Source organism: Candidatus Aquicultor sp., assembly GCA_036504445.1.
Taxonomy (GTDB): Bacteria; Actinomycetota; Aquicultoria; order Aquicultorales; family Aquicultoraceae; genus DASXVE01.
Map to the genome: position 1 here is coordinate 41,862 of DASXVE010000028.1, position 25,481 is coordinate 67,342.

Annotated in this window: 17 protein-coding genes; 9 read left to right on the forward strand and 8 right to left on the reverse strand. The window is 45.4% G+C overall.

Annotation, left to right across the window (positions count from 1 at the left end; translation table 11 throughout):
* Positions 1–15: 15 nt before the first annotated feature.
* Complete coding sequence (locus tag VGK02_09765) at positions 16–843, reverse strand: basic amino acid ABC transporter substrate-binding protein (protein HEY3375336.1); 828 nt, start codon at positions 841–843, stop codon at positions 16–18.
* 238 nt (positions 844–1,081) lie between these two features.
* Between VGK02_09765 and VGK02_09770 the strand changes: the two genes are divergently transcribed.
* From VGK02_09770 to VGK02_09780, 3 genes are all read left to right on the forward strand, one after another.
* Positions 1,082–1,897, forward strand: coding sequence for a hypothetical protein (locus VGK02_09770; GenBank protein HEY3375337.1), 816 nt, complete (start codon positions 1,082–1,084; stop codon positions 1,895–1,897).
* A 93-nt stretch (positions 1,898–1,990) separates the two neighbouring features.
* Positions 1,991–2,626, forward strand: a complete 636-nt coding sequence (locus tag VGK02_09775) for a hypothetical protein (GenBank protein HEY3375338.1) — start codon at positions 1,991–1,993, stop codon at positions 2,624–2,626.
* A 67-nt stretch (positions 2,627–2,693) separates the two neighbouring features.
* Positions 2,694–3,962: a hypothetical protein gene (locus VGK02_09780; GenBank protein ID HEY3375339.1), complete on the forward strand. Its 1,269-nt coding sequence runs from the start codon at positions 2,694–2,696 to the stop codon at positions 3,960–3,962.
* Between the two features lie 73 nt (positions 3,963–4,035).
* Here the strand turns inward: VGK02_09780 and VGK02_09785 are convergent, their stop codons facing one another.
* Positions 4,036–4,347: a helix-turn-helix transcriptional regulator gene (locus VGK02_09785; protein HEY3375340.1), complete on the reverse strand. Its 312-nt coding sequence runs from the start codon at positions 4,345–4,347 to the stop codon at positions 4,036–4,038.
* A 191-nt stretch (positions 4,348–4,538) separates the two neighbouring features.
* Here VGK02_09785 and VGK02_09790 point away from each other — a divergent pair, with 191 nt between their 5' ends.
* Positions 4,539–5,495 (forward strand): hypothetical protein, encoded by a 957-nt coding sequence (locus VGK02_09790; protein HEY3375341.1) that lies wholly within the window; start codon positions 4,539–4,541, stop codon positions 5,493–5,495.
* A gap of 39 nt (positions 5,496–5,534) precedes the next feature.
* Here the strand turns inward: VGK02_09790 and VGK02_09795 are convergent, their stop codons facing one another.
* From VGK02_09795 to VGK02_09805, 3 genes are read right to left on the reverse strand one after another with little or no spacing between them, the layout of a single operon-like run.
* Positions 5,535–9,347, reverse strand: coding sequence for a hypothetical protein (locus tag VGK02_09795; GenBank protein HEY3375342.1), 3,813 nt, complete (start codon positions 9,345–9,347; stop codon positions 5,535–5,537).
* A 4-nt stretch (positions 9,348–9,351) separates the two neighbouring features.
* Complete coding sequence (locus VGK02_09800) at positions 9,352–9,897, reverse strand: hypothetical protein (protein ID HEY3375343.1); 546 nt, start codon at positions 9,895–9,897, stop codon at positions 9,352–9,354.
* A gap of 2 nt (positions 9,898–9,899) precedes the next feature.
* Positions 9,900–10,595, reverse strand: coding sequence for a hypothetical protein (locus tag VGK02_09805; GenBank protein HEY3375344.1), 696 nt, complete (start codon positions 10,593–10,595; stop codon positions 9,900–9,902).
* A gap of 95 nt (positions 10,596–10,690) precedes the next feature.
* Here VGK02_09805 and VGK02_09810 point away from each other — a divergent pair, with 95 nt between their 5' ends.
* Entirely contained in the window at positions 10,691–11,776 is a 1,086-nt protein-coding gene (locus tag VGK02_09810; GenBank protein HEY3375345.1) for a hypothetical protein, read from the forward strand.
* 65 nt (positions 11,777–11,841) lie between these two features.
* Positions 11,842–13,173 (forward strand): CRISPR-associated endonuclease Cas1, encoded by a 1,332-nt coding sequence (cas1, locus tag VGK02_09815; GenBank protein HEY3375346.1) that lies wholly within the window; start codon positions 11,842–11,844, stop codon positions 13,171–13,173.
* 131 nt (positions 13,174–13,304) lie between these two features.
* On the opposite strand, the gene VGK02_09820 is transcribed toward cas1, so the two are convergent.
* Entirely contained in the window at positions 13,305–14,771 is a 1,467-nt protein-coding gene (locus tag VGK02_09820) for a hypothetical protein (protein HEY3375347.1), read from the reverse strand.
* A 399-nt stretch (positions 14,772–15,170) separates the two neighbouring features.
* Entirely contained in the window at positions 15,171–16,022 is an 852-nt protein-coding gene (locus VGK02_09825; protein ID HEY3375348.1) for a hypothetical protein, read from the reverse strand.
* Positions 16,023–16,515: 493 nt separating this feature from the next.
* On the opposite strand from VGK02_09825, the gene VGK02_09830 reads away from it, so the two are divergent.
* Entirely contained in the window at positions 16,516–17,397 is an 882-nt protein-coding gene (locus VGK02_09830; protein ID HEY3375349.1) for a polysaccharide deacetylase family protein, read from the forward strand.
* 154 nt (positions 17,398–17,551) lie between these two features.
* Positions 17,552–19,093 carry a PAS domain S-box protein gene (locus VGK02_09835; GenBank protein HEY3375350.1) on the forward strand — a complete coding sequence of 514 codons (1,542 nt, stop codon included), beginning with the start codon at positions 17,552–17,554 and terminating at the stop codon, positions 19,091–19,093.
* A gap of 15 nt (positions 19,094–19,108) precedes the next feature.
* Here VGK02_09835 and VGK02_09840 read toward each other — a convergent pair whose 3' ends face one another.
* Complete coding sequence (locus VGK02_09840; protein ID HEY3375351.1) at positions 19,109–20,920, reverse strand: PAS domain S-box protein; 1,812 nt, start codon at positions 20,918–20,920, stop codon at positions 19,109–19,111.
* A 332-nt stretch (positions 20,921–21,252) separates the two neighbouring features.
* On the opposite strand from VGK02_09840, the gene VGK02_09845 reads away from it, so the two are divergent.
* Positions 21,253–25,440, forward strand: a complete 4,188-nt coding sequence (locus tag VGK02_09845; protein ID HEY3375352.1) for a PAS domain S-box protein — start codon at positions 21,253–21,255, stop codon at positions 25,438–25,440.
* Positions 25,441–25,481 lie beyond the last annotated feature (41 nt).

Here is a 25,481-nt window from a genome sequence, read left to right on the forward strand (position 1 = left end):
CCCTTGCCCTAAGTACTATTTCTTAGTTCCGAACCACTTATTGTAGATGGTGTCATATGTGCCGTCGTCTTTGAGCGCTTTGAGCGCTTTGTTTATAGCTTCGCCAAGTTTGGTGTCGTCTTTGCGCATTGCAACACCGTATGACTCATCTGTTTTAATCTCTTTGACGATCTGAAGCTCAGCTTTGTCTTTTACGATGTAAGCTGAAACCGGCAGGTCGTTGATAACCGCTTGAATCTGACCGGCTTGTAACGCTGTAAATGCGTCAAGCGCGGTGTCGTACGACTTAATCTCTTTAGCGTTTTTTACGTTCTCTTTCGACCATGCTTCACCGGTTGTTCCGGTCTGAACGCCGACGGTCTTACCTTTCAAACCTGCGATATCTTTAATACCGGCGTCTTTTTTTGTAGCGATCGACTGGTTAGAATCAATGTACGGATCCGAGAAGAGAACCTCTTTCTTCCTGTCCGCGGTAATTGTCATAGCGCTGACAACCGCGTCGAATTTCTTCGAGTTAAGCGCCGGGATAAGGCCGTCAAATTTGTTGTTTGTGAACTTAGCCTCTACCCCGAGCTTCTTAGCAATTGCGCCTAAAAGATCTACGTCGAAACCGACGGGCTTGTCGGCCTCCATGTTTTCGAACGGTGGAAACGCAATGTCGCTGCCAATCGATAATACGCCCGGTTGGATTGTATCGACCATTGCTGTTTTCGCTGCGTCTTTTGCAGTTGTGTCTGTGTTCGCGCCCGTATTATTGCCTGAGCCCGAGCAACCGGCGACTAGCATCATAACGAGCGCAATCGCGGCCACAACGAAGACGAGCATCCTTCCTTTTTTAGCCATCACTTCAAACCCCTTTCTGCGTATAAAAACCGAATTAATGCTGGATATATTGTGCATCTATAGGTTTGCAAAGTCAATTAGTTATTGGTTGAGGGGGTATATAGATACCCAGGCCCCCCATCGCTTAAGAACCGACCTTCCGCACTTTGATGTACTCTTGCTGTAGGAGATATAATTTGACTAAATACAAGATAAGGGCGAATCGGATAATACATCAGAGACGCGAAGGAGAGCACTCATGTTCAGCGAACCATTTTTCCTATTGTCGCAAGAGGGGTATATCACACGGTCGTGTATCTGTACGGGCTTAACCGAGATTAGAAAGGCAAATCTTGACGACAAAGGGCGATTCTATACGGGTTTCTTTCAATTAGCAATAGGGATTGAAAGGCTTGCAAAGCTCGCCTTAATTCTTGATTACATGGTTGATAATAAGCTGACGTCCCCAGGTGAAAAGTACGTTAGACATTTCGGCCATGATGTTGAAGGCCTGTTCTTTAAGCTTAAGGAAACAGCAGAACAGAAAGGTAGCACTACGCTATCAGGATTCGGACTGGAACCCATTCCTAGCGAGATTCTATCGTTTATATCGGAATTTGCGCGAAAAACTAGATATGCAAATCTTGACGGCTTGGCGAAAGGCGTAACTGAGAAAGAGCCCGTTGCCGAATGGCATAATATATTGATGAAAGTACTTAAGCAAAACGTTGCTGCTGAGAAAATCGCAAAAATACTTGCTCAGGGTGCTGCTGTTGCTAATGCAATAAGTCCGTTTACAATTATTCATGCTTTTGATCTACAAAACAATGCGTTGACTGTAGAAGAATGGCTAACGGTTCCTCAGTTATTGGATAACGCGTCAAGATACGTTGTTTACGAAGTAACCAAGATACTTAGACTGATGATCGATTTTACGAATGAGCTTGCATGGTCAGCACGGGAGATAGATGTTAAGAACAGCAAACATACGTGCCATATACCTGAATTACGGGAGTTCTTCTATTTTCTACCTGATGACCGGTCTTATATATTAAGGAAGAAACGCTGGCCCTAGCAGATACTGTACTAGATAGGTGTGTTACATATTCACATAATGCTATGCTAAGATATGTGACAGTAAAGCCCTTTTATTCCTAGAGGTAAATTAATGGCGTTACGCTTGAACAGGTTTTCATACCGCTTTGCTGAGCAAGTATTAAATAGCAAGTTGGCACTAAAAGAAGAGGTTGAGGCCATCGCAAAAGATGCCATTAAGAAACTAGCGCTAGACCTTGGCATACTCAATAATATTAATCTCAAAGCAAGCGATAACTTAGGGTCGTGGTGGGCAGGTCGTGAAGGCGGGCCACCCGAAGTTGCAATATATGTCGATACTTTACGTGAGGTTTACGATACACGTGAATTAGGGGTTAGACAATTAAATCCGTCGGGTGGCAATTATGACTGGTCAGGCGTAAAAGAGCGATTCATACACGCGTTGTTCCTGTTTGATAATCGTTATGAAATAGAGGCCGTGTCGTGGATTTATCGAGCCTGGGAGATTCTAAAAGAGGATTGGAAAACCGTCAGACCGACAGGATACCAGCAGTCGGAGCACGGTCTCCTAACCTATATAAAAGCTAACTCTGTGATAGCGCCATTCGACCCAGATGACTTTAAATATGCAATAGGTCGATATCATCGCCACGAAAATCCTCATCCGTATTCGGGAACAATCCTAACGCCAACGGATTGCAGAGGTGCAATGCAGAAGATAATCTTATATTTTGTGGCTAACTTCTAATGCAAAAGAAGCATCTTAATTTTTGCCTTGAGAAGTTATTCATAAACTGAAAGAGTACGGTCGAGCCATGGATTATAAGAACGAAATAACAAGATTAGCGAGCGAGCATCACATAAACTCAAGCGAGTTTAACGGATTGGCTTGTCGCGTTATTCTACGGGAATTTGACTTAACGCTAGATCAATTAAAGAACTCGCTTAAAGAGCTTATTCAAGAAGATAAGATATCGATAAACTTTGGCGATAGACACCCAAACCCTTACATAAAAGCGCTACCCGAGGAACCTGCTGAGACGCAAATTGCGAAACTTGATGCATCGAATTTAGAGCATGTTTGCGTTTATCCGTCACGAACCCGTCTCGCCGAGATTGTTGATACATCTAAATACGAAAATCAGCCATTTACTTTAAGGCTTGCCTTAGGCGAGGCACAGTTAGCTCTTGCCTCATTCGATCTAACTGTCCTTGAGGTGTATAGGAATGACCCCAGGTATTATTACATAAACGATGATATCTCGGGTTCAATAAGTATTACAGATGAATATTATCAATCAGCAGCGATGTCGGAGGCTGATAAGGTGCTTCTGGAAAGTTTCGGTTTCGCCTATGATTCCGATTTCAATAGGGCCGTTTGCGTCTGCCTGAGATACTTAACAAGGCTTAGTCCAGAGCATCAACAAATATGGAAATCTAAAGAGCTTCAAGGCGAATATAAGCCACACCCCGATTATTACCGACAGATAATTGGCGATTGGGGTATCGGTATATCAATTTTTGACGCCTTCATTGAAGAGCTTAAACACATAAATGCTATATGCCAACTGATTGGTCGCCCGAATCTTTTTAGGGAAGATTTTAAAGATAAGCGCAAGCCTAGAGAGTTTAGCTTCTTAATAAGGCCAACGCTGAAGGAATTTAATGACTTTATTCATCTACTGGATAAGCTCTTGTCTGATAACATTAATCGTAAATTCTTCCTGAACGACGTCTCGTTTGAACGTGAAGAAGAGCGTGGAGACGGAAAAATCGTAATCCATCCTAAGGGTACGGTTCAAATTCTAGAGGAATGGCTTAGACTGAAACTCAAAGCAGAAGACCCAGACCCAATCGACTACATCATCAATCCTCTAAAGAAGATTAGAAAGCTAAGGCAACGCCCCGCTCACGCCGTAGATGATAACGTGTTTAATCAAGAATATTTCAAGGAGCAGAGAGAGCTGATAATGGAAGCATATGATAGCTTAAACTTAATTAGACATTTTCTAAATAACCATCCTAAGGCACGGAGCTATAAGATTCCCGATAATCTTGACTCGGGAAAGATATGGGTATATTAAGAAGCCCTGCTTAACTGCTGTCTTTCGTTTTCTTTGTCTCACCTCGAATACTCGGCACGAGCAGTCTGGACTCCTAATCCCTAACTCGCATAAACAGGCTCACAACTCTTAGAAGGGTATCTCTCGCATCAGTGGTAAGATCATCACTTGAGCGTATCGCCAATTCAAGATTACAGGCTACACCAGCCTCTTCACCTTTGATGAGATAATCGGTTGTCACGCCTAAAGTATTCGATAGGTCTGCTAGCTTTTCAGCTGATGGAGACCTTCGATCAAGCTCCCACAGCGATATGAGTTGGTCTGTTACATCTACTCTTGCCGCGAGCTCCTTTTGGGTAAAACCGAGGCCCTCTCGCCGCGTTCGTATTCTGCTTCCTATAGACATATGCAACCCTGCTTTGTTTGCTCTTGTGTTATTAAAGACAACGTAGCAATGGGTTTTGGTGTTGAGCAACGACTTTACATATTGTTGAGTCCAAGCACAACGTACGCTATACTTTATGGTAGCCCCTTGTTAGCCAGAGGGCTCTGCGATTGCCATCCATAAATCGATGCATCGTCGTGGAAGGTCAGACCATGAAGCTTAAGGAGCAAGACGTGATTCTTACCCGTAGAAATGTTGGTCAACTCTGCAAGATCGCTCTCATCCTCTTAGGTATAGTTATGGTTATTTCTTTAAGCGGCTGTAGAGGTGCCAATGATAGTGAAAAAACGGTAAGTCAGGGAAAGATTGATCTTGGTAAACAAGAAATCGAGTATAAAGTGAAAGAGAAACCTCCTACGAGCGAGCCCGCTAACTCAGCTCCTATCTCATACGAAGGGAAATCGCCTCGTTTTGTTAATGCAGGAGAACCTTTCACTTGCAATTTTTCAATCCAGAACAACACCGACATCCCGATTATTGCTGCAAGTATAGCTTTTAAAGATTGCTCGATGATAAAAGGGATTGGGGCTGATAATGGCTGGAGCTATAATCCGGGAGGTAACTTAGCTTTGCCAAGCGTAAGCATCCAAAATATTGATATTGAGAGGGGTTCTAGTCTTCAATCAAAGGCAAGCATCATGATACTTGAGCCTGGCACATATCAATTCGAGATGTTGCCAAGTGTTAGAGCGGGCTCCTGGAAAGCATTGGGGGCTTATGTAGTCACAGTCATTGTCAACGACACTAATGGAGCCCAACAGACGCGGTTAAATATTGAGGCGGCAAAGAACAATGCTAAAGAGCTAGATCAAATCAATTCCGATATTCGACGCGTTGATTTTGATATTGATCGGGTTACGTCAGAAATTGAAAATAGAAAAAACAACATAGACGAAATCAATGGAGAAATTAAGGGTGTACAAGAAGAGATAGCAGATGACCCTGAGCATGCTAGTGATCACAGCGTGCAAATTGAAGATTACAAAAACCGAATTCAGGACAATAAAACCACTTTGGATGAAGCGCAAAAGCAATTAAGAAGTCTAACCGATCAGAAGAATAAGTTATTAAGAAGAAAACAACAGCTAGAGGCAAGCTCGGGCGATTAATGCTTGCAACTTGCCCCTAGCGATTAAGTTTGTTTTGTATTATAGGTACGTAGCCAAGTCCAACCTGCTTATTTTGCCATTAGCAAGTTCAATTCTTGCTCTCTCTAGATTCTGTGCGAATGTGTTCTTCGAAATATTCCATCGTTCGCACGCATAATTAATATCAACGTACTCGGGAAAATCTGTTATTTTACTCTGCAAGAAATTCTTATATGGTTTATTCATTTTCGCCTCATTAGAACGAGGCATTAATTTGTATTTAAATATTAACGGGTTATCTTTTACCTGCATGATGTACCATTTATTATGTATTTCCGCCAATAATTGGGCCTTGTTATTACCTAAAGATTTTTCCTTGCGATAGAAAAACCGTGAAATATCAAGCAACGGGAACTTAAATTGTTTACCGCCAATTCGCACGATTACGGTTAATTTATTAATATCTATCGCTTCTTTTTCAGGGGTGTAATTACCAAATACGCGATATAAAGCGAGCCGTGAAATTAATACATCATCCACTTTTTTAATTTCCGAGGGTGTAAATCGTTTTTCGTGCAGGGATTTATTAATAATAGATTTATTTATATTCCAAACGGCGGCAGCCTTATTTAACGTTAAATGCTCAGGAAATACTGTTAGTTTGGTAGTGATAACGCCGTTTGAATAAATTAATTCGCCAATAATATTTTTTATTTCTGGGTTTTTAATTACTCGTTTATTTATTAATTCAGCGTAATTATTATCAGAAATAAAAAACCATTCGCCGTTCTGTTTTACCAGGAGCTTTAATTTAAACCCTTTTTTATTCCAAAACGGCACGTAATAATAGCAATCGAATTTATATTTACCGTGCAATTCTTTTATTTCATAAACGGTAATATTTTTCGTCAATTTATTCTTTTCAATTGCAGCAATAATAATTTGCAAAATACCGATTAATTGTTTCGGACAACTTTCGCTTTTTAATTGTTTTTGTAATACTTGCTCAGAAATACCGTTATTTATTAAATGCGCAGCGATATTACTAATACCAATATCTTTTGCTTTTGCAATTATCTTTTCTCTAGTCTGATTAATATGAGCACAGCAGGTAGTATCATCTACGCCAAAGACATTTGCCTCTTCGAGCTCATTTGCTTCTTTTCCGATATAGGCAACATCCAATGCTTTGACATGCGTTCGGTACAGCGTACCTTTATACTGTTCAGGACAACTCTCGCCAGTATCGGTTATAAATTTTAATTCACGGTGGTATGCATAGCGCTCGACTACATCGCCATAAGTTTTAAGCAATCTATGCTGCGAGAACGGGTCTCGCATAAGTGTTCTTAAATAAAGGCGGTTTCCCGTTTTGCGATCTACTAAGAATTCGGCAACGTCTTCAATGCTGCCCGGCTCGGTAAACGGTGAGATCGGCGTGACCTCTTCAGCCATATCGTACTTGTCCTTGTACCACACACTCATAAAGTTAAAGGGCTTAATCTGCTTACAATACGGCTTGCCTTTATTAATATTGCTAAACGAGTTATATAGATGCGGCTTGGTAACGGAGTGTTGACCCATTGCAAAGTAATCAAACCAGGAGGGTCTATCAAAGGCAAAGCCAAGCTCCTCTGAGAGAATAAAGCGCCAGATATCTTCAACCCAATCGCTGTCTCGATCTTCTGCAAAACCCTTCTTGATAGGGTTTTTCAAATGCCCAAGCCCGTGATCTGATTTCTTGCGGATAACGGGCACACCATCAATTACGTTAAAGAGCACATAGCGCTTCGATGAGACCATATAGCAGTAAAGCGGCTCTAAATCGCTAGACAACCCCGCTTTGGGGTTACTCCAGTCCTTGAGCGCGTAGTTTTCATCTTCTATCTTTAAGATGCTACCCGTAATGATCTCTTGGTTATAGGGATTAAGCGAGGCAAATCGATCAACGATTGTTCGCGCAACACAAAGTTCTTCCTCGTTATTAATCGCCATTGCCATTGAATCGGTGTCGCAAAAGACGTAAGGGAGCCCCGCATCGGATACGCTTTTTTCAATCATGGCAAGTATGAGCCGGGAGGCTCCTGTAATCATAACCGCCGTTAAGGGGTTGGTGAAAAAGCCGGTTTCCTCAACCCTCTCTACTGCAACGGGAAAGTGCTCTAACCCATAGATATCGACTTGCTCAGTTTCATCGAGCTCGTTTCGGTTGAGCTCGATATAGATGCCGTATGACGTTGAGTTGGCAAGTATTTTCAAGAACAGCTGCAGGCTGCTTAAGCCCGCATAATCAGGGTTCTCTTTACCAAGCTCTTTCATGTTTGCCTTTACGAGTGATCGCTGTTCAATAACAGTTTTAAAGAAATCCTCACTCGCTGGGTCTACCTTGACCTTGCCCTGTAAGCTCAAAGGTTTGAGCCCTGCCTGCGGTGTGCCGGGTATAAAGCGGAAAGCCTGTACGATATTCGGAGTTTTACCCGTTAAGAGTTTTGAGACGATTACATCAGCTAACGTGTACCACATGGGTTTGTCCATAGTTAGTTTATTGAGTCCGATCTGATACGTCTCGCTGTACTTGGCGCGAATGGGCAAAACGTCGCCTTGTGGGATGATCTGCACTAAACCGGGAATCTTTGTCCAGATATCTTTATCAAACAAGGCATCAAGAGTTATCCTGTCAATGAACTCCTGCACTTCGTCCGTTGCCTCAACTGCTTCAATGCGCTCAGCAGTAACCCAGTCCCAGAGTTTTTGCAAGCTAAAGACGGTTGGATACATCGAGACCACATCAGTGTAGAGCACGCGCTGCATGGTTTTTCTGATGCGGCACTCGCTTCTTCCGCCATAGTATGCCGCCATAGCAAAGCCTAAGATATTCTTATCGAAATCAGGCTGCTTTTCTAAAAATGGCTTGATGCCCATCGCCTTTAAGTATGCTTTTCCAATGCTTGCTGGCGAGTAGGCCTTTGTCGGAAGTAAGCCAATCGGGTGGTGTTGATACTCCTCGATTAATTTGCGATAGAGCTGCCAGGTGATCTCAACATCCTGGCGGTTATACTCAATATACTCAGATGTGACGATGCCATGTTCTTTAGTGTCAAGCTTTACGCCTGCCTTAAAAAGCTCGCAGGCTTTCTTGAGCGAAAATGAGCCATTAGTAAGCGCAAAGATAAGCGTTCTTAAGTCGAGAAAATGCCCCCTAAAATACGGGACCGCATCCCGCGACTTTGCTGGCTTCTTAAACTGGATAAAGGCCTTCTTTGAATCGAGGTTTCTAATCGCAAGCTCAGGAGTGAAGATATCATCTCGTAAGGTAAGGCTTATATATTCTTTGTATTGTCCTCGCGTGTGCGACCGTGCCGAGAGTGCAATGCGCGAGAGATCAAACGGCAAATTAAAACCTGCACAGATTGTGCCAAGTTCATAGACCTCTTTTAATAGGATATCAATAAACTCGGCTCTTGATATAAGTCTAATACCGTGCTCTTGGGCATAAGTTTCAAGAATGCATAGTTCATCGACCTCTATGCCCTCACCATAGAAGATGACCTCGTAGGCTAGCACGAAATCATCGTGCCAGTGATCGTGCAGGTTGAGCCCGTCTTCTAACACCTTCAGCAGGTTTCCCTTGTAGCGGTTATACAGACCGCCAGCTTGCTCGAATTGGTACACCCTGGCAGAGCCGAACTTTAGGTTCTGATAAAAGTCGGTCGTCGTTTCGGTATCAAATACTAATACCCGCTGCCCGAAGGGTATGAGCTTTTTGTCATCATGCTTCTTTTTGCGCTTGGTATCCTGAGCGCGAAGCGCTGGCTTCTCGTAAGCGGTAAACACCCGCGTTGCGATCTCTGTTACTTGATCTGTTGCTCTCATTGTTTTAAGTCTCCATAAAATAGGTTGATAGCTTCTTAATTGTTGCTTCGTGCTCGTGGACGAACTCATTAAAGAGCGCTTCAAGCTCAAAGTCGGGGTTGAGCCTGCCGGTAATCGAGTCCTGCACGAGCTTAATGAAGATAACCCCCGTTACCCCGACTTGGGTTACGAGTTGTCCTACCGTCATCCCAGACTCAGGAAAATCGATTACCGTGTCTTTGTCGGAATTGGCAAGCTGTGCTCCGTATACAAGGAAGTTTTCCGCAAGCATGGCAAAGCCATCCGTTATTGCCATTAAGAACGCAATAAACTTCTGGTACGGCGTGCGGCCTTCCAATAGAAGCTCCTCTAGCCAATCGGCTTTCTTGCGCTCATAGATGGTGTGACAATTGAGGCAAATGGTCACCGTTGGCCCCTCGCGTTTGCCGATTAAGTGATGCGCCTCAAAGGGAACCTCTTTGAGTACAGCAGCGCGGCTTTCACCGCAGATAAAGCAATGCGTCTCGCTAACCCTGTTTCGTGCTCGCTGTGACGCGATTAGTTCATTCATTGTTACCTCCATAAATCGTAAATGTGTAAAATATCGGTTTCTCCCGATTCGATGTGTCTTCCAAGAATCGTGCGGTCAGTAATAAAGCGATGGCGTTTGCCAAGAGAATCGGTCACGTACTTTCCTTTAAACTTTTCAAGCGCTGAGGCGTCGCCCTTTTGCTCGAAGAGCTTTACCGCATTGTGGTAGTCGCCAATCTTGCTCGCTTGCCGTGCCCCTTTTACCGTGATTGAGTACTTGCCGTAGCGGTCATAGAGAAACATCGGGCGCTCTAGGTTGTCGGTTTGCTTGAAATAGCCTTCCGGGGTAAGAGCGCTTCTGAAAAGCTCTCTAATCGTTCGCTTATCAGCAAGCTCTGAAAATAATGGTGACTCAGAGCGACGGGCAAACATCTCATCAAAACTGACGCTTTTTCCGGAAAGCTCGGCAAGACGCTTAGCCTCATCTCGCATCTCAAAGCCGATCTCATAGTTGGTGCGCTCTTTACTGGTAAGGCGTGAGAAGATTGGCGTTTGCCTAGATCGTGCTTGTGGCCTTGCGCTTATGAGCTCGCCGTGTCCTCTGGCTTGTTTGAGGCTGATATCAAGCCCATAAGTCTCAGATACCTTTAGAACTCGCCTTGAATATGGGTCGTTAAGCGGCTTTCCGTGCTCGATGCGCTCTTCGAGCCATGCTCGTACTGTTTTTGCTTGTGCCATGTTTTTCACCTCCCTTAAGAGTGGGCTTTCGTAGTGGCGCAAACATGCGCCGTTTATCCTTACAAGCCATAGCCTACCAGGGGGTTTGAAAAAACATGGACGTTTTCAGGTACCGCTGTAAAATAGGGTGTATGTATTCAGAATGGTTGACCAGCGAAGAGCTGTTTCAAAAACTCGAAGAAAACAATTTAGAAGTTACATCTGTTCAGCTTAAGAAATGGCGGGAGCGCAAGGTTTTGCCTGAAATTAAGCAGGTATCCCTTGGTAGAGGCAAAGGAACCGAGACCCGCTACCCCCCTGAAACGGTCGAACGAATCCGTCGAATCTGCGAGCTTCAAGAGGATAAACGCTTTAAGAAGAATCTAGAGTTTTTGCGCTGGCAACTCTGGCGCGAGGGTTATCCAATTAGCTATGAAGTCATTATCGAGACCATCGAGACCGAAGTCATTGGTGCAATTCAAGAGCTACGCATCTACAAGCGCGATCCTCTAAGCTCTATCATTGCACTTGCGAAAGAAGCGGCGAAGAATCCCAAACTTATCCTTAAGTTTCCTGGCGTTAGCATAAAGCGAATTGGGTTGTACGGTATAGGCAAGGTTACATCAATTCTGCTTGAAGCGGTTTTACAGAAAAGCGATATCTTAACTTATACGGAAATCGTCGAAGGAGAACCCAGCCCGGCCTATATTGTCGAGCGAATAATGCGGCTTGATAGAGCGCGGACTGATACCGTTGGCGATGTCGGCCCCTGGCTTAAAGGGCCACCTGAGGAGCAATTTCAAGGATTTTCCGATATCATGAGCTATCCCGCCATGAAACGTGCCTTGCGACACGCCAGTGAAGCCGACATTGAGCAAGCAAGAGACGACCTCCTATTCTTTACCGATACATTGTGTTTCATCTTGGGCATTGTTGCCAAACTATGTGACAGAAACGCGTTCGGTTTTAGAATTGCCGCCACGTATTTGAGGCGCTCGCAAAACTCGCTATTTCAACAGGCTGGCCTTACCCTCATGGTAACATCTATGCGGAAGAGCCATTTTAAGCACAACCTTATTGCTTTTCGGCAAGGCGTAGAACAAGGATTGGATAACTATATTCAGATAGATGAGTATATAAAGGAGCACGGTATAGCCGCGCTAAAAGAATTGCACAATAACCCCGCTTACCAGCAGAATTAGCTTATAACTACCGCTCGTTTAGGGTATAATTATAAGTATATAACTCCTGGTAAAAGGCGGTCTTTATGGATAAACGAGCACTGGTCTTAACCGGCCACGGTTTAGATATACGGGTGCAATACGGTGGGCTTAAAATTAGAGATGGATTCCCCCACAAACAAGAGATTCGAGATACCTTCATCAATCGCGGCCTTAACGATATTGAGCATATCGTGATCTTAGGGCAAAGCGGCAGCATCACCTTTGATGCTCTCAAATGGATTGCCGATCAAGATATCGCGGTTACCTTTGTTGATTATAACGGCGAGCTTCTAACAGACTTTATTCCCAAAGAGCATACCTCGGGCGTAACAAAGAGAAGACAGGCATTAGCAACGCAAGAGCTGAACCTAAAGATTGCAACGTGGCTGCTGCAGGAAAAGTTTAAAGCGCAAGCAGAAACGCTCAAACATATTTCACAGCGATACCAGAAAACCACATGGCTAGACACTGCAAGGGTAACGACAATTCAGGCTGCGGTTGCCTTCATTGCGGAGAAAGTAAGAGAGCTTAAGACCGCTGATGATGTTAATAATCAGCGAGCCCAAGAAGCGATAACCGCTGCTTATTATTGGGAGTGTTTCTCAGGCATTCCACTAATGTGCGTACAAACAAAGAAAATCCCGCAAAATTGGCTAAGTCTTAACAAACGTCATTCACCAAAGACGCATTCACCTCGCAAAGCAATAGACCCGTTTAACGCTGCGCTTAACTATCTTTATAGTGTGCTTGAGGTAATGATCAAACATGCTGCAATAGCGAAGGGCTTAGATGTCGATTTTGGAGTTATGCATGCGGACCGATCTAATAGAACCTCACTTGTCTTTGACCTCATGGAGCCCATCCGCCCGAAAGTCGATGTGCTGCTCTTAGATTGGTTCATGCAGCAAACCTTTGAGCCAAAGGATTTCTTTGAAACCCGCGAAGGCGTATGCCGCATAAGCCAAGACATTTCAAAAGAGATCATCCCGCTTCTTAACGATCTTAACCCGAACATTACAAAGGTTATAAAAGAGTTTGCAGGGTTCTTCAAAGATAAGCACACGATTGCAATATCTGTTAGTGATCAGAGCTTTCGAGCTGGTAAGGGAGAGAACAAAACGGTTTGCTTGTGTTGCAATGAAGAGTTTATCCCCAAGAAGCCCGGACAGCTCTATTGCTCAGAGCAGCATAAGAATAAACACCATCGGCAAATGTTGCGGGCAGAGAGAAAAGAGAACGGACAATGTATTCAATGTGGCAAGCACATGGATGGTCCTCGCATTGGGGCTAACGGTAGGAAGGTTTATTCTTGTGAAGAGTGCTCTGGTTATTATAGTGAAAAGTTTAAGAAATGGAAGCAGCTCCAGCAGTCATGATTTAAACATCTCGCGTCTGATTGCAAGATACCTCCTCAAGCATTCAGCGTCTAAATGGCTGTATTTGCAACCAGTAGACGCTGAATGCTTTGTGGTTAAACGAGTGTGATTAATTTATCGCTTCAAGAATTTTAGGAAGCGGTTTCCTCGTCATCATATCTCGTTTCGCCAGGCCTTTTATTGAAGTCTTTAAGCGTTTGCTCAAGCTCATTGAGCTCTTTTCTAGTGTAGCGAGAGCCTGGCAAGCTGCTCGCATATCTAGCCATATCAGATACTGTCTTGCCCTTTACGCCAAAAACTAACCCTTTGAATGTATCTATAAATGCCAATAGGTTGCCTTTAACGTATTTCTTGGCCTTGCCATCATATAGTACAACTTCATTAAGGCTGTAGTCATAATCTTGCACCCAGACATCGGAAGTCCGTGTCTTAGTTGCAAGGTTTCTCACGACTGTCTCTGCCGATCTCCGCCTATGGGCATCGCTTAGCTTGCTAATGTTACTTATTGAGATAATGTTGCTGAGCGACATCGGGTCGATTAGGGGCTCGTCGAAAATCAAGCCGCCAAGACTGAGAACTAAATCGCTATGGCTGCTGAATAATTGTACACTCTTGGTATCAACGTGTTCTAACATGTATCCTTTATGCCGATTATTCGCAATATCCGCCTTAATAGATAGCCCTTTTACCTCAAGGGGTTTACTTAACGCAGACGCTACATATTGCATGAAATCTGGCTCATCAATGTACCTTGCAGTTGGCCATGTTATTGCTTCATCCTTTTGAAGCTGTTCGACAATACCATGTAACCCTCGGCTCTTTAAATGCCTCGCAATTTTCATCGTTGGAGCATGTTTCTTACCCTTGCGCTCTTCAACGTATAAGTTCATTTGAGCGATCAAGGCACTTTGTTGCTTCTCCAAGGTTTGCAACTCTGCGATAATTGCCTCATCATCCTTGCTTCTTAGGCTTCTTTTCTTGAAATAATCCTGTAACAGCTGCTCAGCACGGTTAGTTACTTGGTCGAATTGCTTAGCTAACTCAAACTCTACAAGGATTGGATACTGCTCTTGGTGTGTTTTCCAACCCTCAACAGTTTTTCTTATCCCAGGGATTCGCGTATTAAGGCGATTAAGACGCCTTACGTGCATCTGACCAGATAAGATTCGCTCAAGATCAGCACCTATCTTATCCGTATTAATCCTAAAGTGCTGAACGCATCTTGAACCAACAATGAGATGCTCGTTTGTGAGATCATTGGAGATGTAACAGATATTTTCGATAGTCCTATTGCATAAACTACATTTAACAATCTCACCCTCAGCTGCAACCCGCACGCGTGTTGCATACCATTCGTCTTTCGCCCTGTTACGCACGTCAGGGTAAACGTTATCGAAGAAGTTCTGTACCGGAAATGGTTGTTCTTTAACCAATTCCTCAGTAACTCTCTCATTTAGCTCTAGAAACTCGTAAATTTCGGGGTAATCTTCGATAATCTTGCTTTTCAAAAGTAGTGCTCGTTCTTTTCTTAAAACACGAAGTGCCGTAAAAACCACGCTCCTTATTAGGTCAAGAACTGCAGATAAAGCTATTACCAATAATCTATTTCGACGCTTTATAACTCGAAAGCGGTAATAAGGTATTTATGTAGCGCTTTTAATGTTTCGGCATTGTATTGGGTGATCAAGTTGTGAGAGTTTGCTAATACCGGGGTGTTAGCTATCCCTATAGAGGCTGTAGCGATCTCATCGTTGACATATACGGCGGTATTTAATTGTTTTGGGTTGCTTAATGGTTTTTGCAACATATAGAATTATTTTGTATTTATTATACCATTGCTCGCCAAGCGATCAACTACAATTACCCAGTTTGTTATGAAAATCTGTCGTAATGCCTGGTTAATGCAGCTAATAATACCCAAACAAATGTTCTATTGCGGATTAAAAGAGGTTCGTCTTTAGGCTTGCCAGTTGGCGTGTTATACATAAAGTCCAACCTCATGCAGGACATTCTGATAGTAAACGTATAGCCATATGAATAGTCGCTAGGTATATGTAAAATATCCAACTTAGCCAAACCGGATTATAATCGCTCTTTTGCTTGCTATTATGATGCCTAATGCCGAAATTATTGGCGATATTGAAAAGAGCGTTTTCATCTTCTGTTCTTAAAACTTCTTTCAATCGCGGTCTTAAGAACTCAAAGATATCTGCAAGGTCTCTGACTGCGTCCCTTCTCTCTTGGGCAGATGACTGCCGCCTTCGATATTTCGCTATCGCTAGATGAATCCGCTTATCGACATTTTTAGCGTCATAGTTTGGGATATCTGCGTCTAGCAAGTAATTGAGACCTGAATTACCCTTGATCTGGATTTCACCATTAGCTGAAATCTCATAGCCTTCTTTGTAGTCACGCAAGAAATCGTTTACTTCATAGCGTAATTCTGCCTGTGCAGGCACTTTATCGAAAAGGTTATAGTGCCAGCCACAATTACAATAATCGTGATAATAACCATCAACAGGTTTCGAGATTAGATCGTAAAGCAGCTCGATCGTGTCAAAGATATCTTCCTCGGAATACTCTTTGTACTTATCGGCAATGGGCCACAGATGCGATTTTCGCAATTTTCTAAAGACGTAAGCTTCAGGGTTTGACCCCGTAGAGCCAGGCAACCAACCCCCAGGCGTATCTACACAAGCATATCCGAATGCCTCTTGGAAATACGCATTAACCTCAAACATAGAGTAGACACTGAAAAAGAGCTCCCTTAACATGTCTAAATCTAGGTTTGCTTTGGGATTTGTTCCGACTCTCATTGAGTAGTATTGGCGTTGGTACAAATCATCCATAGGGACGTCCACATCCTAGTAGCTATCGGTTGGCAGCATCAACACCATAGTATCATATGTCAGCTCAGTTCTATGACCGCCAGCTCTGGGAAGTTTCAATTACTTAGGATACGGCTAATTTCTTCTCGCAAGGATTAATAACATGGCGGGTTAACGAAATACGAAGCGGTCTATATGTCAATTTGATACATGGGTATCCGCACGCATTTTAAACGATGGGGGGCCTATGTATCTATATACCCGTTATTGGTTGAGGGGTATGCCGATAGTATTATAGGTTTCGGAGGAGTTTTAAGTCTTGTCCTGGAGGCATTATTGGCCCGGCCGTTAAAGCAAGACCCGTTGTTGCGTGGGCAGCAAGTTCGTCGGGTTCACACTCTCCTTTCTCTTCGTTATATACCCTGTTAAAAGGATAACTAAGTGATTATAGTATAAATCACGGAACTTATGAATGACCGGAACGGGTAAACTTTTCATCTGAAAGAGAGCTTCCATGAATAAACGGGTCATAATATTTACGATGTGTATAGCACTGGTTTCCGGAACGCTTTTCGGGATGGTTGCATATTATGGGCAGGGTCATAAGCATCTCCGAAAATCGAACTATCTAAAAAACAGGCAGGCCGAGCCCCGTGGTGATAACGTGCCAACGCGTGTAGCTGTAGACATACCTCAGGGCGCTGACTCGACCGGCCAGGCAAATAATAGTAACTCTGATAGCGGTGGTTTAGTCCGGCTGCCGCCGGTTGTGCCGGAACTTGTTAAGCACGGGTCAAGGACCTCAAAACTCGTCGCGTTGACGTTCGATCTCTGTGAAGCCCAGCGTGACCACGCTGGATTCGATACGCAGATCGTTCGCATTCTTACCGCCGATAGTGTAAAAGCGACGTTTTTTATGGGCGGCAAATGGGCCGAGACACATCCGGGGCCCGCACGGATTTTAAGCGGCAACCCGCTTTTTGAAATAGGAAACCATTCGTATTCACACCGTGTCTTCACGAAAATCTCGCCGGAAGAAGCGAAGGAGCAGGTTCTGAAAGCGCAAGCGAGTTTAACAAGGCTTACCGGCAAAACACCGAAATACTTCAGGTTTCCCGCCGGTTCGTATACACCTGTGAACTTGAAGATGGTCGGTGGGCTTGGCTTAAAGGCAATTCAGTGGGATGTTGTGACAGGTGATCCCGACCGGAACGTAGCCTGCGTTAATATTATTCGTGCAGTGAAGAATGGAGCGCGCGGCGGCTCCATAATCATTATGCACGCAAACGGTAGAGGATGGCACACCGCGGAGGCACTTCCCGATGTTATCGCATACCTGAGAGGCCACGGCTATACGCTTGCGACCATCTCCGAATTGTTGAACTCCGGAACTTAGAATTGCAAACTTTACTTTCTGGTGACACCATAAATGGGGTACGTTACCTCTTCGTTTTCAAAGTTTAGAATTGCGGAATCAATATTGTATTACAAACAGAGACTGTGGATACAATCATATAAACAAGCAATGCCTTAATTATCAGGAGCGTAATTTGGCAGAGGTTGATAGTAATCGGGAAGAGCATTCACATAAATCATCGCGGATACCCAATGGGCAACCGAGCCATGCCGAAAAAAAAGCCGAACAATTAGCAGAGCTCGATGCGGTCCTTAATGCCGTAGCCGATCCCGTCGTCATCTATGATGAACGAGGCAGCGTGCAAAAAGTAAATGAGGCAGCACGTGAGATCTATGGCTTTGATCCTACGGTCATAGACAGGGCTGTGTCTATTAAACGACTTAACGCACGTCATATAGACGGCCGCTCCTACACCGTGGAAGAGCTTCCTTCGACGCGAGCGCTCAAGGGTGAGCATGTTCTTAGCGAGCGTCTAAAAACGAACAATCTCTACGGTAGTGAAGTTATCTTCGAAGAATCAGCCCTCCCCATCTATGCCGGCGAAGCTATCATCGGAGCCGTTATGGTTCTTCACGATATCACCGAGCAGGAGCATGCGCTATTAGATATTCGAGAATCGCGCAAGCAGGTCTTAGATGTCCTTGAGAGTATCAGCGACGGCTTCTTCGCGCTTGATTCACTCTGGCGCTTTACCTATATAAACAGCAAGGCACAGCAACTTTTGGGCATTGTAAAAGAAGATGTCTTATTCAAGGGAATATGGGATAAGCTTCCTAACGCGCAAGTATTGCGCCTTTACAAAGAGTTTACCGGCGCCGCCTCGCAGAAAACCGCAGCATCATTTGAAGAATTTATCCCACCGCTTGGTCGGTGGTTTGAGTTTCATGTCTATCCATATGAGAACGGCCTCTCGATTTACTTTTCTGATGTCACTGAGCGAAAACATGTAGAGGAACAGTTGCGGCGATACCAGCTCTTTGCCCAGTCTGCCCGGGATATCTTGCTCTTCGTTCGAAAAAGCGATGGACGGATAATCGAAGCGAACGATTCCGCAATCAGCGCATATCAGTACAGTAAAGATGAATTGCTTTCGATGTCGGTTTTTGATTTGCGCGTAGAAGCCCAGGGGTTGGTTACTGAGCAGATTGAAAAAGCGGCAGCCGAGGGGATTCTATTCGAGACGACACACCGTAGAAAAGATGGCCGCACATTTCCCGTCGAAGTAAGCTCACGGCAAGCCGAGATTAGCGGCGAACACATTCTGGTAAGTGTTATTCGAGATATTACTAAGCGCAAGCAGACAGAAGATGCCCTCAAGAAGAGTGAGCAACGATATCGGGAGCTTGTCGAGCAATCACCCGATGGTCTTTTTGTGCAAATTGGCGATAGAGTTGTCTATGCCAATACCAGAGCCACGGAATTGCTAGGTGCAAAAACACCTGATGAGCTTATTGGTAGATCAATATTTAGCCTTTTTAACGAAGAGTACCATGAACTAATTAGGGCGCGCATTGAGCAACTATTACAAGGAAAGCCGGTCGGCTTAATTGGAGAGAATATGATCCGTCTTGACGGGACGAGTTTTTCTGCCGAAGTGGCAGCAGCGCCGATTATGTATGACAATAAGCCTGCGATCCAGGTCATATTTCGAGCGTCCATCACAACAGAATCGTAAAATGGTGATTTCGTGCTAGCATTCGGCTTGTTGTCGTGCTTCAACTGCCTCTTCATACAGGCGGGCGTTTTCTAGGGCCAAAGAAATTGACGATGCAAGCTTCTTGGCAAAATCTACTTGCGCATCGGAAAAGGCAACCGGTGCGGAGTGATAGTTAAAGTAGAGAACGCCAAAGATGTCTCTCCTTATAAACAGGGGTATAGTTAAAAACGATCGGAAGCTATACTGCCGAATAAACTCTTGATTCATCCTTTTATCGCTATATGCGTCGTCGACTATTAACGGTTCTTTGGTTTCAGCAACAATGGCTGCCTGTGGCGATTGCTCATCGGTAACCTTCAAATCTATAATATTGTCTGCAAAACCGTAGGCATAGCGCACTATCCAGTAATCGTTTTCTCGCTCAAGGATTGCAGCCGACTCCACCCCGATTGCCCGCGTAGCGTCACACACGACTTTGTCCATTGTCTCTGCGACATTTAACGACGAGTGGATATCTTTCATGCTGCTGTTTAAGGTATCACTGAGCAGCTTTGATCGGATACTCTCAGTGACATCCACAAGCGAAAGAACAAGCCCCACTACAATACCCGTTTTGTCTTTGATGGGAGTCAGCGTCCAATCCCAATATGTGACGCCGCGCCACGGCTGATCGGCGTATTCGAAAGGTTTGGCTTTATACTCTACCGCCTTACCCGCATCGCGAACTTGTTTAAATATCGTCTCGTTGTCTTCATTGGGAAATATATCAAAGTGGTTCTTCCCCAAAAGTTCTTCTTTTGCGTGGCCTGAGCCCTTCTCGTACGCTGAATTGACCAGGACGAAATTGAATTCCGGGTCGAGGTATATGGTCTGCGCTCTTGTACTCTCAGTAACCGCCTCGAGGATATCCCGCTCTGTTTTCAACGCCGACGCAAGGCCCTTTACCTGCTCTTGCTCCTTCACTAATTGCTCTAGCAGATGTTCGCGTTCCTTTTCCGCTTCCTTCTTCACGGTGATATCGGAGAAATATACCGTGAGCCCGTTCTCGTACGGATAGACATGAAACTCGAACCACCTATCCAACGGCACGATAAGCTCTTCAAATACGGTGGCGGTTTTTTGCTCGCTGGCACTAATCAGCTCTTTATAGAGGCGCAAGATCTGGGCGTTAGGGAGTTTATCCCATATTTTCTTAAAGAGTACTTCTTCTTTGCGCATGCCGAGCAGCTGCTGTGCCTTCGTATTGATGTACGTGAAGCGCCACAGTGAATCAAGCGCGAAGAAGCCATCGCTAATACTCTCAAGGACATCGAGCACCTGCGTGCGCGATTCACGCACGTCTTCCAGGGCAAACTGGAGGTCTTTCGTTTGCTGTGCGACCTGTGTTTCAAGCTCGCTGTGGGCTTTTCGAAGCTCTGTTTCAGCTTGTTTTCGCACAGTAACGTCTCTTGTGACGGCAAGCATCCCAATTTTCTTGCCGTGCTCATCTTTGAGTGCGGTAGTCGAGATATCGACACATATCTCTTCGCCGTTTCTCTTTTGATGGATATTTTCACCATGCCAGAAACCATCCGTCCTAAACGAACTCAGTGCTGCCTGTTCGTCTGCCGGTGAGAGCCATCTGAATTGGTACGCATCTTGCAGCGGTATGCCAATCGCTTCAGCGGCGGAAAGGCCGTACAACTTCTCGGCGGCCGCGTTCCAGTATGCGATGCGGTTTTCGTTATCCGTGCCGATTACGGCATCGCTTACCTGTGCGAGCGCATTAGCCTGAAACGATAATTGCTTTTCAACTTGCGCATGCCCTTGCGTTTCTTGCGCGATATGATTATGTTCGTTCTCCATTAGCGCCAATCTCCGAGCGGGTATTTCGTTACTTACCTCTATACCGTTGATTCTAAAGCAGTGGTGTGTCCCTGCCAAGGATGTGCAAAGAGACAACCATGCAATGCTACTACAATTATAGGTAAACTGCGTCACCGTGTAAATCATCGTGATTACGGTTATTGATGCCTTTGTGTTTCGGTTGCTTATACGGGTAGCCGAAGAATATCCCGCAAACTTTAAGTTAACGGGCTTTCGCCGAATGTGCGCGATTTTTTCGCGGTTTAGGGAAAATAAGTAACAATGAATGAAACTTTAAGCAGCGGGATGTTGAGCGATAGGATGCTGATGGTATGACATTATTAAATCATAATAAGGTCAAAATATTATTATCGATAAACGATACTATAAGCGGCACTCTTGATTTAAAGGAGCTGATACAGCAGCTCGCGGATATAATTTCGGAATCGTTCGGCTTTCCTCGCGTCGCGATCGATCTAACCGAACGATCGGGAGAGATCGTAATCAGCGCGGTTCATGGATATCCGGGCGAGCTTGTCGGTCGCCCGGTCGACCTTCTTGCTTTCAATCCTGATTTCGCGCGCCTCCTAACAGGAGAAGTCCTGATTATTGATTACGATGATCCGTCTCTACCGCCGGCCTCACGCAAAGCTCTTGACGAAGTTAATGCATTGCGGTTGTTAAACGTGCCCATTATGCGTGCGGGAAGGCTCCTTGGAATAATCGTCGCCGACGAGCCCGGTGTGAAGCGCACTTTTACCGAAGACGAGATGCGTCTCTTAAGTGCTATAGCAAACCAAGTGGCGTTGGCCGTAGAGAATTCACATTATTACGAGGAGCAGCACGAGGCGGCTACTGAAATCAGAGAATCGCGAAAGCAAGTTCTCGATATCCTTGAAAGCATCAATGATGCCTTCTTTGCCATGGATAACGATTGGCGATTTACCTACGTAAACACAAAAGCCGCGGAACTTATCGGCAAGCCCAAAGAGGAGTTGCTGTTTAGAAACATGTGGGAAGCGGTACCATGGCTGGCGGGTTCTATTTTTGAAATTGAGTACCGCAAAGCGAAGACGGAGATGAGACCGGTCTCGTTTGAAGCACCCTTCCTGCCGCCCAGTCGCTGGTTAGAGGTACGAGTTTATCCTTATGAGAACGGCATCTCCGTATATATCGCCGACATTACGGAGCGAAAGCAAGCTGAAGAAGCCCTCGAAGAAAGCGAACGGCGGTTTCGTGAGATACTCGAAGAGGTATCTCTCGTAGCCGTAATGTTGGATACACAGGGCAATATCACCTATGTAAATGAGTTCTTGTTAACCCTAACCGGCTGGACAAGGGATGAAGTTATCAGTCGAGACTGGTTTGATGTATTTATCCCTGCCGATCAGCGTGAAAAGTTGCGACAAGGATTCTTTGATTCGCTCGCGGCAGGTGCGATATTTCCCCACAATGAGAACGATATCCTTACAAGAAACGGACACCAGCGGACCGTCTTCTTCAGCAACATTGTTCTTCGAGACTCCCAAGGCAAGATTGCCGGCACGACAAGCATCGGTGAGGATATCACGGACAGAAAACATGCAGAGCAGGAACAAGCAAAGCTGCGTGAGGATGCACGCAAGATCGATGAACAGCGGCGCTTTTATGCCTCAATACTCGAAAATGTGCCGATTCCGATAAGCTATTTTGATGAGCATCTTATTATTCGGCAGGTTAACAAGGCCGCAGCGGCCGCATTCGGCTATCCCGCGGAACGCATCCTCGGGTATCCCCTCGCGGCGGTCGCCAGAGAAAACCCGCAGCTCTACGAGGCAGCAAAACGCGTTCTTGAAACGGGTAAACCCGATCAGCACATGCTTACGTTCACTACACCGGGGCAAACACATAAAACCTACTATGTTTCCGCGTTTATGCCTGACATCGATGCGAATGGGCATATCCGGGGCGTTTTTGCCGAGGGTTTCGATGTATCCGAGCTCATCCACAATTATCACTACTCTGAAACGACCCTGCGCAAGCAACTGGAATCAATCTTAAATAGCTTAACGGATGGCATTACTATCTTCGACCTTCAGGGAAATGTTCTCACTATGAACCCGGCCGCTCTGCGTCTATATGATTTGCCAAATGCCGAAACGGCGCAAATGAGCTATGAGGCCTACATGGGTTTGTTTGAATCGCAGCTGCCTGACGGTACACCGCTTCCACCCAAACAACGCCCGATATCGCGCGTCCTTCATGGTGAAACTGTAAGCGATTTTAAAATGCAGGTGTGTAGAAAGGATACCGGCAAAACGTTTTTAGGAAGCTATAACGGCAGCCTCGTTTTTGACGTCGAGGGCGAGCCTATCCTGGCAGTCGTAGCGGTCCGTGATATTACCGAAAGCCAGCGCATTTTTGAAGAGCTGCGCAAGAGCGAAACGCGATTTCGCGCAACACTTGAGCAAGCGGCAGTAGGAATTGCCCAAGTCGGTATCGATGATCGATGGATACGAGTTAATAAAAAACTCTGCGATATTCTGGGCTACTCAAAAGATGAGCTTGCCAAGCTTACGTTTCGGCAGGTTACATACCCGGCGGACTTAGACGTCGATGTCGACTACATGGACAGGCTTTTGTCGGGAGAACTTTCAACTTTCACAATTGAAAAACGCTACATTCGAAAAGACGGCTCGTTGATATGGGCTAACCTAACGGTCTCCCTGGTTAGAGACCCACAAGGAAAGCCCCACTATTTTATATCAGTGGTCGAGGATATTTCGGAACGCAAAAGAGCAGAGCAAGAGCGCGATCGGCTTCTCGATGCGCTTAACGGCTGGATACAGCTTACAGATGTGGCGATGAGCGGGCTCAATTTAGACGATCTGCTCAATAGCCTTATGAACCGCCTTAAGGATATTATGCGTGCGGATGCAGCAACCGTCCTTTTAAAAGAAGACGGCGTTTTACGCATCTACGCAAGCGTCGGCGTAGAAGAAGAGGCTCGCAATCGAATTACGATTCCTATCGGTCAGGGATTTGCCGGCACTATTGCGGCAACGAAGCGGCCTCTCTACCTTAGGGATGCTAAGGCCCGGCCCCTTGCCGTAAGTCCGATTATTAGAGCGCTCGATATCCACACGATGCTGGGCGTGCCTATGATGCGAGATGATAATCTCGTTGGTGTGCTCCATGTTGATTGGCTGACCATCCAACCGGAGGATGACCGCGAGCTACATTTACTTAAAATCGCCGCAGACCGCTGCGCCATCGCTATAGAATATGCCCAGCTATACACAAGAATGCAAGAAGAACTTGCTCGGACGCGCCTTTTACAGGATGTCGCCGTAGCCGCCACAGCAAACCCGGATCTTTCGATAGCGGCTAATGAAATTCTTAAAGCGATTAATACGCATTTACGTCTTAAAGCCGGCGATATTCGTGTGGTCGACCAGGAGAATCAGGTAATCCGATTAGTGGCAAGCTTCGGTTTCCCTGAAGCCACAGTTGAGTTGATACGCGAAGTGCCTATCGGGGCGGCAAATCTGATTGCAACACGCGCCGTTCGTGAGCAACGAATCATCACGGACAAAGACGATGAGCTAACACCGGAGAGAGTAAACATCCTTGGGCAAGCAGGCATGGCAAACGACAGGTATGTATCCGCGCCGATCGACTACAGAGACGAGGTTGCTGGAATTCTCACCCTCGTTTTTGAAGGCAAACGTGACTTTACGCAAGATGAGTTGGATTTGTTTCATGCGATTACCCACATTATCGGGCAAGCTATCGAGAATTCGCGTTTGTATGTCGCTGAGCGCCGCGTTGCCGACACACTTCAGGATGCACTCCTGACCATTCCTGAAAAGCTCGATCACCTGGAGTACGGGCACCTGTACCGCTCTGCGACCGAGGAAGCCAAAGTCGGCGGTGATTTCTACGACCTGTTTGAGTTAGAACATAATAAGGTCGGCGTAGTTTTAGGCGATGTGTCCGGCAAAGGTATTGAGGCGGCGGCTTTGACCGCTACTGTCCGGGACAGTATCAGGGCATACAGCATCGAAGAGCATCCTGTGGACGAAGTTATGTCAAGAACTAACAATGTGGTCGCAAGGATAACTACCGCGTCATCATTTATTACCGTCTTCTTTGGGACCCTGAATTCGGCTACCGGAGAATTCATATACTGTTCCGGCGGACACCCTCCCGCTATAATCAAAAGAAGCTCCGGTATCGTGGACGAACTCCTAACGCTTTCGCCTATTATCGGGGCGTTTCCAAACCTTGCCTACACGCAATCTTCTAATACGCTCCGGGCAGGAGACGTATTGATCCTCTACACCGACGGTGTAATCGAGGCACGATGCGGCGATACGTTCTACGGAGAGGAGCGCCTGGTTAGCCTTCTGAAAAGCGTTAAACCCGCGCCGCCGCAACAAATCGCTGAGCTAATTTACGATGATGTGATACGCTTCACCGGCGGTACCCTTTCGGATGATCTCGCTCTATTTACCATATCAATTAGACGAGCCAGATAATAAACCCTCTCTTGCGGTCATTCAATAATCGTATAATTTAT

Excerpts from the sequence above, each read along its gene's own strand:
- VGK02_09765 (HEY3375336.1), bottom strand. The coding sequence starts at position 843 with ATGGCTAAAAAAGGAAGGATGCTCGTCTTCGTTGTGGCCGCGATTGCG.
- VGK02_09770 (HEY3375337.1), top strand. The coding sequence starts at position 1,082 with ATGTTCAGCGAACCATTTTTCCTATTGTCGCAAGAGGGGTATATCACA.
- VGK02_09775 (HEY3375338.1), top strand. The coding sequence starts at position 1,991 with ATGGCGTTACGCTTGAACAGGTTTTCATACCGCTTTGCTGAGCAAGTA.
- VGK02_09780 (HEY3375339.1), top strand. The coding sequence starts at position 2,694 with ATGGATTATAAGAACGAAATAACAAGATTAGCGAGCGAGCATCACATA.
- VGK02_09785 (HEY3375340.1), bottom strand. The coding sequence starts at position 4,347 with ATGTCTATAGGAAGCAGAATACGAACGCGGCGAGAGGGCCTCGGTTTT.
- VGK02_09790 (HEY3375341.1), top strand. The coding sequence starts at position 4,539 with ATGAAGCTTAAGGAGCAAGACGTGATTCTTACCCGTAGAAATGTTGGT.
- VGK02_09795 (HEY3375342.1), bottom strand. The coding sequence starts at position 9,347 with ATGAGAGCAACAGATCAAGTAACAGAGATCGCAACGCGGGTGTTTACC.
- VGK02_09800 (HEY3375343.1), bottom strand. The coding sequence starts at position 9,897 with ATGAATGAACTAATCGCGTCACAGCGAGCACGAAACAGGGTTAGCGAG.
- VGK02_09805 (HEY3375344.1), bottom strand. The coding sequence starts at position 10,595 with ATGGCACAAGCAAAAACAGTACGAGCATGGCTCGAAGAGCGCATCGAG.
- VGK02_09810 (HEY3375345.1), top strand. The coding sequence starts at position 10,691 with ATGGACGTTTTCAGGTACCGCTGTAAAATAGGGTGTATGTATTCAGAA.
- cas1 (HEY3375346.1), top strand. The coding sequence starts at position 11,842 with ATGGATAAACGAGCACTGGTCTTAACCGGCCACGGTTTAGATATACGG.
- VGK02_09825 (HEY3375348.1), bottom strand. The coding sequence starts at position 16,022 with ATGGATGATTTGTACCAACGCCAATACTACTCAATGAGAGTCGGAACA.
- VGK02_09830 (HEY3375349.1), top strand. The coding sequence starts at position 16,516 with ATGAATAAACGGGTCATAATATTTACGATGTGTATAGCACTGGTTTCC.
- VGK02_09840 (HEY3375351.1), bottom strand. The coding sequence starts at position 20,920 with ATGGAGAACGAACATAATCATATCGCGCAAGAAACGCAAGGGCATGCG.
- VGK02_09845 (HEY3375352.1), top strand. The coding sequence starts at position 21,253 with ATGACATTATTAAATCATAATAAGGTCAAAATATTATTATCGATAAAC.